The following is a 12338-nucleotide window of genomic DNA, read 5'->3' as shown; positions in this document are numbered from 1 at the left end:
GAACGCATTTCCCGAACCTAAAAATGAGGAAGACTGTGTGACTTAAATCCTCAGGATGGTTTATTTTTATTGACAGAAAAAATATTGTCTGCTTCAGTAAAATCCTTTTTTAATCAAGAGACAGCAAGCTCTCTAACATGGGTTATGTCCCTTTTACTAACTGCTCGTATTTGAGATGAAAGCAAAGTTGTAACAGCAACTGTTCCACCGTCAAGTGTCATAAATTCGACTTCAAATGCTTCACCTTGACGATGAATGTGAATAACCGTACCGACATCACCAGCCTGTAAACCATCCTCCGGTAAATCTTTCAACAAAACAATTCGGTCATGCTCTTTTATCATGGTTTCCTCCTATTTTGGGTGTGCAGTAATCAATCTTGGTGTTGTAGACTTTTTTTCTATTATCCAAACAGTCCTTATATACGGATTGCGGCTATCCGGTGTTTCTAACAATCCATCGACACTATAACGTGTGCCATATTCAGATTCAACGACTTTTACCACATTATAGGTTGCCCCATGTTTGCGCAAAGATTCTGCTAATATTCTCCAATTTTCCAGCGTGAAACCAAATTGAGATAAAAAGACCGCTTTATTGCTCCCATCCGGATGTGATGTACACAACAAGTATTCCGTAATTTTTTTACGATCTACTTGTGCCTGATCTGCATTAGGCAAATTCATTAGTTTTCTTACGTGAAAGTAATTTTACGTGGTATAACTTTATGGCTCTTCAGTAAAATCTATGAGTAAAAAGAAAGAAGAGTGTGGATCTGCTGTAAACCCTTATTAAATGAATGAAACACCAATTCCATTCATTACCAGGGAGCAACAGATGTAAGTAAAGACTATATTGAATAAATATAATAAATTCAAGTTCTTTGTGTATTCTAATATTCGATATAAGGATAAATACGAAGGGCAGGTTATTGAAATCGACATCTTTTTCAAAACATACAAAATATTGTTTCGAAACACTATTGCATGACTATGTCCCAACTTCATCATCTTTTTTTTGTATGGTCAATACAATATATATATATTCTGGAAAACCCCTGAATCCTTATTTCTTTGGCAGGTTATCGGGGTGTTGTTCCTTATTATTCAATTAGAGGGAAACAGAAAAAGAAAGGATATTTTAAGCAGTCATTCAGGGAATAGCTAATGCTATGCTTGCCAATTAAGAACGCATTTCCCGAACCTAAAAATGAGGAAGACTGTGTGACTTAAATCCTCAGGATGGTTTATTTTTATTGACAGAAAAAATATTGTCTGTAATAATCTATCTGGAATAGTGTATATTTAATAAAAAGTTAATCTTATTCTATGCCGCTTCGTTATTCGTAGCGGCTTTTTTATTTTGAGTTCACAAGAGAAGCATTGTAATGTTTCCATAAGAAATTTGAGGAAAAGAATGGCAAAAACGGTAAGAGATAATGTTCGTAATGTAGCTATTATCGCCCATGTTGATCACGGCAAAACGACTCTGGTTGATCAATTGCTTAAGCAGAGCGGTACGTTTAGGGTGAATCAGCAGATTCAGCATAGTGAAAGAATCATGGATTCGAATGACCTTGAGCGTGAGCGTGGTATAACCATACTGGCAAAAAATACTGCTATTAATTACGAAGGAGTGAAAATAAATATAATAGATACGCCAGGACATGCTGATTTTGGCGGAGAAGTGGAGCGGGTGCTCAAAATGGCGGATGGTGTGTTGCTGCTGGTTGATGCGGCAGAGGGGGTCATGCCTCAGACCAGGTTTGTACTGCGAAAAGCCCTTGGTTATAACCTGAATCCTCTTGTTGTAATTAACAAGATAGACCGTCCTGACGCCCGTTGTCAGGATGTAATCAATGAAGTGTTTGATCTCTTTGTGGACCTTGATGCCAACGACGAACAATTGGATTTTAAAATTGTATATGCAAGCGGACGAAACGGCTATGCCAAATTATCGCTTGATGATGAAAGCAGCGATATCAGACCACTCCTTGATGCAATTATACAATTTGTTCCAAAACCATGTTATGACGCTGAATTCCCATTGCAAATGCAGATAGCATCGCTTGATTATAATGACTATGTCGGCAGGATTGGAATTGGCAGGATTTTTTCCGGCACAATTACCACCGGCCAGCAAGTTGTTAGAATTGATAAGACAGGAAAACAATCCTTGCATAAAATTACTGATCTGTTTGCGTTTGTGGGGTTATCAAGGGAAAAAACGCTGTTGGCAATGGCTGGAGACATCATAGCATTAACGGGAATTGAGAATATTGATATAAGTGATACGATTACTTCTGTTGAAAATCCACAAGCAATGCCGTTGATACATATTGATGAACCGACCCTTTCCATGGTATTTTCCGTTAATAATTCTCCGTTTTGTGGTAAGGACGGAAAATTTGTTACCAGCAGAAATTTGAGGGAGAGATTGTTTAGGGAATTACGTGCAAACGTTGCCCTTAAGGTGGACGAAACAGCTTCGCCAGATGCTTTTTGCATTTCAGGAAGGGGATTATTACATCTCTCAATATTAATCGAAAACATGCGCAGGGAAGGATATGAATTGCAGGTATCAAAACCGAAAGTAATTTTTAAGGAAATAGACGGGAAGAGAATGGAACCGATGGAGTATGTGGTTATAGATGTGCCAAAAGAAATGGAGGGACAGGCGATTTCTCTTCTGGGGGCTAGAAAGGGTGAAATTGTCAGCATGAAGACGGAAAAACAATATACACATTTTGAATTTAAGGCGCCTTCGCGTGGATTAATCGGTTTGAGAAACCGTTTGTTGAGTTCTACGCGGGGCGAGGCGGTTATGCATCATAATTTTTATGATTACGAACCTTACAAAGGAGATATAGTGCACAGGACGCAGGGCGTATTGGTTTCTATGGCTGCTGGTGAGGCCACGGCATACGCTTTGGAGGGTTTACATGATCGTGGAATAATGTTTGTTAAACCCGGTGAAGAAGTGTATGAAGGGATGATAGTTGGTGAGCATTGTGAACAGAATGATATTGTGGTTAACGTGATAAGGGAGAAGAAGGCTACGAATATCCGACAGGCTACCGGAGAGAAAAGCGTTAAGTTGTCTCCGCACAGAGAATTTTCACTAGAAATGGCACTTGAATATATTGAAGACGATGAGCTGGTTGAAATTACTCCTAAAACATTTCGATTAAGAAAAAAATTTCTTACGGAGAATGAAAGGAGAACCACACGCAGGCAACAGAACCCTGAAAAGGTAGCAATTCCATAAAGATACGAAGATTCGTTACGCAAATAATGTTTTGTTAAAAAAAGCAGGCTTTTCAGCCTGCTTTTTTTAACAATAATAGTAAATGTATATGTAATTATTACTTCTTTTTCATTTTTCCTGTTGAAGCGGAACCACCTTTTGCTACAACCTTTTTAAAATCTTGTCCTACGCTGAATTTAACAGTTTTGCTTGCCTTAATATTAATAACTGCTCCCGTTTGGGGATTCCTTCCTTTTCGTGCTTTTCTTTCTTTTACTGAAAAGGTTCCGAAACCAATAAGACGCACTTCGTTCGATTTCTTTACTCCCTGCTTGATGCCGTTCAATACAGCGTTTACCGCCTTTTCTCCGCAAGTCTTAGAAACACTACATTCATTCGCAACATACTCAACTAACTCCTGTTTATTCATACAACTTTCTCCTTTCTAAAAATATGGCGTATATAAGATAACCATAAGGACAAGCTAAAGTAGGGGTTAGAATACAGTAAATAACTTTCTGAATCAAGCAATTTTTTGGGCATTCTGAAAAAATATAAGTATGATATATTTGTGCAAACTAGCATAAATAGGGAATCAGCAAGGGGAGTTCTTTTCAGCTTAACTCGTTTCCAGCATTTTAGCTGTTTGAAAATTGCATTTCAATAAATTAGGCCGCCTTTGTCAGTGACTTTATTCTGTTGTTACTCTTGATGTAGAGGCGCATACAATGCGTCTCTACATCAAGTCGTCGGAGTTGAGAGTGGCGGTATGGCCGGGAAAGGTACATAAATGAACTTGGGAGGTCTCATTATTCAGGTTGATGACTGTAATACCGCATATTGCAAGGGAAGCCGAAGGATATCGCGAGGAGCATTTCCGATTTTTTGTAACCGTTTGTGTGATTGGGGCAAAACAACGCTGCAAGGGATGTGGCAAGCCTTGTCCCCCGCTGGCGGGGGATTAAGGGGGTGGAATTGTCTGCGGAGGAAATCAGGGAGGTTTATAACATGAATAGCCATAAATTTTTCTTCTCATTCCTACGTTCTGCGGGAATGCATGTCACGAAACAGTATAAAATTGTCCATTTGACCAGTCTGCGGAGTGTGGGAAAGAGGGTCAAATTTGTTTTCATAATAAAGGGGTAGTTGAATCGATGGAGAAATCCAGTCCACCCCCTGCACCCCCGCCAGCGGGGGACATAGTTTGAACAACAGGCGCATTCCCGATTTTTGGTTAACTAATTGTACATTGTAACACAAACATCCTGCTTGTGGCATTTTACCCTCAAACAGGAAGCTTGTGTTACTATTCCTTTCCCTCTCCCCGCTAATGGCATTTTTACAAAAAATCGGGAATGCTCCCATATCGCGGGATAATGAGAAGTTGGATAACACTTTAGTTTTTTTGAAAAACGTAAGAGCAGGGACGAAGCACGAAAGACGAAGGATGTTCATCATCCGTCGTCCCTACACTATGCGCCAAACATTGCTATTATTGGAATTTTTCAAAAGACTAAAGTGTTACGATAATTGAAATATGGAGGTTTGACCCCACTGTTGCGACGATTTTTAATGTCTAAGAAGAAATCCATGAGCGCTCAGCCCGGCGCCGAACGCTACCATTACACACCAATCGCCGGGAGCAATGCTTTTCCTTATAATTTCTTGCAACACAAACAATACTGTCGGGGAAGACATGTTTCCATACCTCGCCAAAACGTCACGGGTTGGTTGTAGTTGTGATTCGGAAAGTCCCAGCTCGTTCCTGATAGCATTGATTACTTTTTCCCCTCCCGGATGGAAGGCCCAGTGTTCAATATCCTCAGGTTTTAGTTTCCAGGGTGTTAGCAAGTCCATTACAACCTGAGAAACAGTTTTACTGGCAATCGCAGGTAATTTCTGAGAAAGCTGGTTATGCAATTGCCCATTTTTGTATATGTATCGTATATCTTCGCGATGATGAGTGTCACACCTGCTGGCAGAAGCAACCAAGGTAAATATTCCAGGACGTTTCCATAGAACGGTTGCCGCTGCCCCGTCAGCAAAGATCGCATTTGAGACGATTAAACTCAAATCGTCTGCCATTTGAAATGTTGCGCTGCAAATTTCTACCGAAACACTTACGACCACTCCATCTCCATTCGACTGTATCATATCTTTACAAATCTGTAGATTGGGGATAGAACCGCCACAACCGCTTCCTACAAGGTCGTGAATCCTTATTCGTTTAGATAAACCAAGCTTTTCTATAAGGTATGTAGAAATTCCCGGGCAAATGTATCCGGTACAGGTGTTTACTACCAATCCTGTTATGGTATCTTTCGTTAAACCAGCCTGTGCGAGGGAGTCATTAATTGCTTGCGACGAAAGCTCTATTGCCCAATTTGTGAAACGGGTAATACGACTATCCGGAGGTTCATTGACAAGGCATTCAATGTTATCTGTTGCAATATGTCTGCATAATACACCCGGATGAGCGAAAATCTTTTTCATTCTTGCAAGACTTTTTGGCCCTAATTTACTGGCATAATGTTTTGCGAGAAAAGCTTCCGCTTCTGCCTGTTTTATCACATACGGCGGTGTTACTGTAGATAATGAGGCTATAGATACATTTTCATTAAACATAAGCAAGATTATTACATTATATATCTCTACCCAAATATCTAAGCCCTCTGCGAATGAATCGTGTATTTTTCCAGAGAGGAGGTTTGATTCCCAGCCAATATCCTATACGATTCAGAGCAGGAAGGAACGGCAAACCGATAGCTTTGGGAGTCATAAAATTCATGTGTACCGACATGGCAGAACGGATTGTTTTCAATAACCATTCCAACTGAATGGTTGGAGAAAAGTAAAATACCGGTTCAAGCATGTTATGGGGAGAAACGGTTAATACGTCCTCTGACCGTGCTATATTTTCAAGCTCAGTACCTGGATATATGCGTATTCCTATCATAAAAAGCGCTACATCTTCAGGGCGAATTTGTCTTTTCGCGAAATCAAGTGTTTCCATAACAGTGTCTTCCGTTTCACCTGGCCCGCCGAACATAAATATCCATAAACAAGGCATAGTATGTTTCCGGATTATTTCAGATGACCTATAGATCTCACGCGCGGTAAAACCTTTCTTTAAACGTTCAAGGACGGGGTCGGCAGCGCTTTCAACGGTAATGCCTATACCAACAAAACCTGCACGTTCCATTACATGAAGAAGTTTATCGTCAATAAAAAGAGGATTCAACTCCACCGTTTGGAATCTGGCATTTATTCCAGTCTTTGCAATCGAATCACAGATATCCAGTGCGTGTCCGTAAGGGGAATTAAATACATTGTCTACAAACTCAATATCTTTCATACCGCTTTTTGTCAATTCAATAATCGCATTTGCTACCTGTTCAGAATCACATAACCGGTAAGAAATGCCCTCAAGTTTTCTATACGTGCAATAGACACATTGAAAGTGGCACCCGAGTTTCGTTTGAATGGGAATAGTGGAAAACCGTGATAAATACGCGGGCACATTAATCCATCGACGAAAATCAGGGATTACGTTGTTCAATAAAAAATTGCTTCCACTATGAGCATTTATTTTAAAACCTGTTTTGTCATTCCACGCAATACCGGGCACATGAATCGGCTTTTCATTTTTAGAAAGAACATCCAACACTTCGGGAAAGACAACCTCTCCGTTTCCTGTGATTACCCAATCTGCGCCGGTATAATTGAGGAGTTGTTCTGGCATAACCCCTGCACCGGCACCTCCCAGGATAAGCATAGCTTTCGTTTTTGTGCGAATTGCATCGACAAGTAGTTTCAAATCTTTATAGAACGCTACCGGATGTAACATATCATTGTTGTCGATATTTCGTACAGAGAGTCCTATGACATCAGGTTGTATTTTATCGAGGGATGAACAGAGGGCGCGTAATGGGTTACGAACAAACATTAAGTCTAATACCTGAACATGATAACCAGCCCGTACAGTGGCATCAGCAACCATACATGCTCCGAGGGGCATGACAGGTATTGGACCGCGATAACGATTGGTGATAACAAGAAGGACATTCACTGCTTAAAATGTCAACCCATAAACAGATTGTTTCAACTACCGTTCATCCAGAAAGATTAAAAATATATTCTAGTATGGTTTTTTGTTAATAGCTATTGAATTATTAATTGTTTATTGTACATATTCATTGCTTCAGAATGTGGAGTTTTACCATTATTTCTTCCTTTACATTTCAAAGTTAAAATTGTATTGTTATTTCCCGATAGATTTTCAATATATGAGAAATTTTACTGTGTGGAATAAACGCAAAAAGTGGGAAGTATAGAAGAGAAATTATTTATTTGAGATATGGATTGCAGCGAACAAACAAAAGATAAAGAGGATGGAGCAGATTGTAAGCCCTGGTACAAAAAAGGACTACAGTTTGAATGCCAGCAGTGTGGCAAGTGTTGCCGTGGGGAGCCAGGGGTTGTTTGGGTGAATGACAAAGAGATTAAAGACATTTCCCGATTTCTGGGAATTACTCAGGAAATGTTTGCAAAAAAATATTTAAGAAATGTTTATGGGCGAATTAGTTTGGTGGAATATGGCAATGGCGATTGCGTTATGTATAACAACGGTTGCGTTATATATGAAGTTAGACCATGCCAATGCAGAACGTTTCCTTTTTGGTCTTCGAACATCAAAGAAAAGAACGAGTGGGAAAAGTTAAAGGGGCAGTGTGCAGGCATAGATAAAGGGCGGTTGCATAATTTGAAAACAATACGAAAGAATTTGATAATGTATGAAAATCGATTTGCCGGATAATAGTATTATTGCAGAAAAGGAAACAGCTCATAATGATCAACTGTTTTCGGAGTTAAAGGAACTTTATTGTCTCTTAGAGCATGAAGTGTCTTTGATTAATCCCAGATGTAATAAATGTGGAATGTGCGGCAATTTCGGGGAATATGACCATGTGCTGTATGCAAGCAGTGTTGAAGTTGATTATGTAACTAAAAATGTGTCTGTTCACGATTTTGATATTTCAAGAGATGTTTGTCCATTTCTCAAAAATGATTTATGCAGTATCAGGAACTTTCGGATGCTTTCCTGCAGGGCATTTTATTGTGACGAAAGACATAAAGATGAAACCCAATCAATACATGAAAAATACCATCGGTTAATCAAGACGCTCTATAATAAATACCACCTCGAATGGGAGTATAGTCCATTTCTCCCACAACTTAAGAGATTCAAATCAAACACGTTGAAAAACGGCAACATCATTCTCCCTCCGGATATTTAAGAAAGAGTTCATCAAATCCTCTACGCAGAAATTACTTGACTTAAACCGGAAAGGAAGTAGACTGTTTTTGCTGAGACTCATTATCAATCAAGCCAGAACCAAACATGCACGAAATACTAAAGGCGGAACCACAGATTGCACAGATTAAAAAATTAAATATTCGGATTCCACCATTAAATATTTTGCTACAAAGCACGCACTGACGAATGGAAGTGTGCAAAGAAATTACTGATAAGGTACTAAACGTTAAATTAAATGAAAGAGCAGTTACGGGTAATACGTATATGAATATTAAGAGTGCAGGTACCTTCAAATTGGCACTTGTCGGAAACCCGAATGTCGGAAAGAGTGTTATTTTTGGGTTACTTACGGGTAAATACGTAACAGTATCAAACTATCCGGGCACCACGGTGGAAGTATCGCGTGGGGTATATAAAGGGTATGAAGGGGGTATCGAAGTGATAGATACGCCGGGCGCGAATAGTCTCATACCGCTTTCTGAAGATGAGGCAGTTGCAAGGGATATTTTGCTGGAAGATTACGATAAGCGCATTGTTCAGGTTATCGATGCTAAAAACCTGAGGCGTGGTTTATTGATAACAACCCAGATCGCTGAAATGGGGTTGCCGGTCTTGCTGGTACTTAATATGTGGGATGAACTCCTTGACAGAGGGATGAATGTTGATATCAATGCCTTGCAGGATTATTTGAAGATTCCTATAGTGAAAACTATTGCAACACACAAGGTAGGTTTCAGAGAGTTGTTTCATTCGGTGCCTCTTGCCAGTGTGCCGGACATCCGGATTAATTACGGCAGATATATTGAAGAAGGAATTTCAAGGGTAGGCAAGATACTTAACAATCTAATGGTGGTGAACGACAGGGCTTTGGCGATTATGTTGTTATCGCATGACGAATCGCTGGAAAGAAAATTAAAGGAAAAATTACCGGAAGTTTCGTTGCAAGAAATTGCCGGAATACGTGAAGACGTGCAGAGACATTTTAGTAATCCGTTAGGGTACGTTATTAGCATTAAACGCTCACATTATGTTGACAGTCTGATTGAAAAGGTTACAACCGCAGCGGGAAAAGAGGCGGAAACCCGGCCGTTTATGAGGGGAGTATTTTTCTTCTTTTTGGTACCCCTGACGACTTTTTTAATCGGATATAAACTTATGTCGTTGCTCATGTATGCAATTACCATGAAGTTGCAGGTATCCGATGTCCTTGAGACCGTGCTGGAACTTTCTGCCGGCGGCATAATGTCCCTTTATTTTACGTTGTATCTTTATAAAAATGAATTTAAAACACGGAGTAAAATTACCGAAGTTTTGGGGCGGATTACCATGCATCCCATAGCTGCATTTCCCCTGTTGATAATAATTTTGTGGATAGTTTACAAATGGGTGGGAGAGTTTGGTTCCGGTGTGTGTGTGGACTTTTTAGAAAACAAGATATTTGGCAGTGCGGAAACGCCCTCGGATGGCTTTGATTTATGTGTGTATATTCCTTTTCTTAAAAAGGTTTATACTTTTACCCACATCAATTTCGAGGGAATAAATTATTATATTGGACTGTTGGCACAAAAAATAATGAGTAAAGATAATTTGATTTACGAATTATTTTTAAATGCGCAATCAGGGCTGATTCAGGTAGGACTTACCTATGCGATTGCAATCGTTTTCCCCATTGTAGGGTTTTTCTTTCTTGCATTTGGCATTATGGAAGACAGCGGGTATTTGCCCAGACTGGGGGTGATGGTGGACAAGACATTTAAGCGTATCGGATTAAACGGAAAGGCCGTGCTTCCAATGGTTTTAGGTTTGGGATGTGACACGATGGCAACGATGACCACCAGGATTTTAAATACGAAAAAGGAAAGGATTATTGCCACCCTGTTGTTAGCATTGGCGGTACCCTGTTCCGCGCAGCTAGGGGTGATTGCAAGTGTTCTCGGTAGTATTTCCGGGATATATTTTGCGGCATATTTTCTTATTATTTGCTCACAGCTTTTTTTTGTTGGTTATTTATCAGCAATAATCCTGCCAGGCGCCCCCTCTGATTTTATAATGGAGATACCTCCGTTTCGCATGCCAAAATTATCCAATATATTCATAAAGACATTTTATCGGGTTAACTGGTTTATGAAAGAGGCCGTACCTTTGTTTGTACTGGGTACGCTTGTTTTATTTGTTGCTACAAAGTTGGGAGTGTTATCTTTTGTTGAGAAAATAGGGCAACCAGTAATCGGATATTTTTTAGGATTGCCGGTTGAAACGACCCGCGGATTTATTTTAGGGTTTTTAAGAAGAGATTATGGAGCGGTTAGTATTTTTAAAGTGTTGGAAGAACAGGGGGTGGGGCATGTAATAGATCCAAAACAGTTACTGGTTTCCCTCGTGGTTATCACCTTGTTTATTCCCTGCATTGCAAATTTTTTTGTTATGATCAAAGAGCGCGGTGCGAAAAACGCATTTTTAATGTTTGCATTTATATTGCCCTATTCTATACTCGTTGGGGGTTTGTTAAGAATTGTTTTGCGTTTATTTTGATGGGACAAATGATAGGCAGGATTGTTTCTCTTTCGGAAGAGTGTGCAGAGGTATGTATTGTTGATACACAAAGCGCGTGTAGTAACTGTTCGTCATGCCCCAAGAAAACAGGAACAAAAGATATCATAAAGGTAGCCGGACTAAATAAAGTAAAGGCTGGACAGCTTGTTATCTTGCGTGATAACAGAAACTGGATAAATAAAAATAAAATAATATCATTAATTGGCGGCTTTATTTTTGGAGTAATTCTTTCAGAAGTATTTTCAAAAATTATAGTGTTTCGTACATATCGTTCGGAATATGATTTCATCGGTGGCGGTATTATGGTTGTCATCATGATAATTCTTATAAAAATAACAAAACCAAACTATTGTTTGAGAATGGAACTGTATGGAGAAAAAAAACGTGAACATAATTGAGTCTTGCCATGAAGAATTGCTGGAGTTGATATGGACAATTGAAGAAGAACATGGTGAAACCGAGAAGGAATTGCTGATCAGGAAGGAAGGCAGTTCTTTTGCTGAAGCATATCTGAAAACACTTGTGAATAATGGATATATTTTGTTAAAAGATAATAAAGTTATTCTGACGGAAAAGGGTCAGGTGGAAGCAAAATTAATCATCAGAAGGCACAGACTTGCGGAAAGATTATTGCACGATGTTTTAGAGGTAAAAGAAGAAGCCATGGATTCCAGCGCGTGTGATTTTGAGCATTTTTTGAGCGAAGAGGTAACAACAAGCATATGCACGCTTTTGGGTCACCCATTAACATGTCCTCATGGGAAAAATATCCCTCCGGGTGATTGCTGCAGGAAAACTGATCAGGAAATACGCCCTGTAGTATTTCCACTTACAGAATTACAGCCTGGGAAAAACGCTAAAATTTCTTACATTGTTACGAAATTTAACGGTAGACTGGACAGGCTTTCTTCAATGGGATTATTGCCAGGGATAAAAATCCACCTACACCAGAAATACCCCACCTATGTGATACAAATGGGCCAAACACAAATTGCAATCGATTCAACTGTTGCACGCGATATCTATGTGCGGCATGGTTGAGTAAGAGGTCATGGTTGTATTTGTTTGACTAAAGTTGAGAAGTTCCACTAAATTGACATAAAAATTTCCCCCGTCAGTTGAAGAAGCATATTATTTCATATCTGGACATACCGCTGCGAATAAGAAAACCGATACATTATCCACGGCAAATATCTGCAATTTAAATCCAAATATATACATA

Annotated in this window: 12 protein-coding genes; 6 read left to right on the top strand and 6 right to left on the bottom strand. The window is 39.4% G+C overall.

From position 1 onward, the window contains the following. Positions 1 to 113: 113 nt before the first annotated feature. Both KSMBR1_RS01850 and KSMBR1_RS01845 read right to left on the bottom strand, forming a co-directional pair. Positions 114 to 344 (bottom strand): DUF4926 domain-containing protein, encoded by a 231-nt coding sequence (locus KSMBR1_RS01850; RefSeq protein ID WP_099323800.1) that lies wholly within the window; start codon positions 342 to 344, stop codon positions 114 to 116. Between the two features lie 9 nt (positions 345 to 353). Beyond that, positions 354 to 686, bottom strand: a complete 333-nt coding sequence (locus KSMBR1_RS01845; protein ID WP_099323799.1) for a DUF6883 domain-containing protein — start codon at positions 684 to 686, stop codon at positions 354 to 356. Between the two features lie 730 nt (positions 687 to 1416). Between KSMBR1_RS01845 and typA the strand changes: the two genes are divergently transcribed. Continuing rightward, positions 1417 to 3267, top strand: coding sequence for a translational GTPase TypA (gene typA, locus KSMBR1_RS01840; protein WP_099323798.1), 1851 nt, complete (start codon positions 1417 to 1419; stop codon positions 3265 to 3267). A gap of 97 nt (positions 3268 to 3364) precedes the next feature. Here the strand turns inward: typA and KSMBR1_RS01835 are convergent, their stop codons facing one another. From KSMBR1_RS01835 to KSMBR1_RS01820, 4 genes are all read right to left on the bottom strand, one after another. Then, positions 3365 to 3676, bottom strand: coding sequence for an HU family DNA-binding protein (locus KSMBR1_RS01835; RefSeq protein ID WP_099323797.1), 312 nt, complete (start codon positions 3674 to 3676; stop codon positions 3365 to 3367). Between the two features lie 608 nt (positions 3677 to 4284). Further along, positions 4285 to 4524 (bottom strand): hypothetical protein, encoded by a 240-nt coding sequence (locus KSMBR1_RS20620; protein ID WP_157820312.1) that lies wholly within the window; start codon positions 4522 to 4524, stop codon positions 4285 to 4287. Positions 4525 to 4815: 291 nt separating this feature from the next. After that, a complete protein-coding gene (locus KSMBR1_RS01825) occupies positions 4816 to 5871 on the bottom strand; it encodes a type III polyketide synthase (RefSeq protein WP_099323795.1) in 1056 nt (351 codons plus the stop codon). Positions 5872 to 5887: 16 nt separating this feature from the next. Beyond that, positions 5888 to 7264, bottom strand: coding sequence for a B12-binding domain-containing radical SAM protein (locus KSMBR1_RS01820; protein ID WP_099323794.1), 1377 nt, complete (start codon positions 7262 to 7264; stop codon positions 5888 to 5890). 339 nt (positions 7265 to 7603) lie between these two features. Here KSMBR1_RS01820 and KSMBR1_RS01815 point away from each other — a divergent pair, with 339 nt between their 5' ends. From KSMBR1_RS01815 to KSMBR1_RS01795, 5 genes are all read left to right on the top strand, one after another. Next, the gene (locus KSMBR1_RS01815) at positions 7604 to 8062 is read left to right on the top strand and encodes a YkgJ family cysteine cluster protein (protein WP_099323793.1); all 459 of its coding nucleotides are present in this window, start codon (positions 7604 to 7606) and stop codon (positions 8060 to 8062) included. Further along, on the top strand, positions 8040 to 8543 hold the full coding sequence (locus KSMBR1_RS01810; protein WP_099323792.1) for a hypothetical protein: 504 nt from the start codon (positions 8040 to 8042) through the stop codon (positions 8541 to 8543). Before KSMBR1_RS01815 ends, KSMBR1_RS01810 begins: the two co-directional genes overlap by 23 nt. A gap of 284 nt (positions 8544 to 8827) precedes the next feature. Beyond that, positions 8828 to 11095, top strand: coding sequence for a ferrous iron transporter B (locus KSMBR1_RS01805; protein ID WP_169702860.1), 2268 nt, complete (start codon positions 8828 to 8830; stop codon positions 11093 to 11095). Further along, complete coding sequence (locus KSMBR1_RS01800; protein WP_099323790.1) at positions 11095 to 11514, top strand: hypothetical protein; 420 nt, start codon at positions 11095 to 11097, stop codon at positions 11512 to 11514. The genes KSMBR1_RS01805 and KSMBR1_RS01800 overlap by 1 nt, the downstream gene beginning before the upstream one ends. Continuing rightward, positions 11501 to 12157, top strand: a complete 657-nt coding sequence (locus tag KSMBR1_RS01795) for a metal-dependent transcriptional regulator (protein WP_164995136.1) — start codon at positions 11501 to 11503, stop codon at positions 12155 to 12157. The genes KSMBR1_RS01800 and KSMBR1_RS01795 overlap by 14 nt, the downstream gene beginning before the upstream one ends. Positions 12158 to 12338: the final 181 nt, after the last annotated feature.

The sequence above is a fragment of the Candidatus Kuenenia stuttgartiensis genome, assembly GCF_900232105.1.
GTDB classification, from domain to species: domain Bacteria; phylum Planctomycetota; class Brocadiia; order Brocadiales; family Brocadiaceae; genus Kuenenia; species Kuenenia stuttgartiensis_A.
Note: the sequence above shows the minus strand (reverse complement) of the source record. Positions and strands in the feature narration are given on the sequence as shown.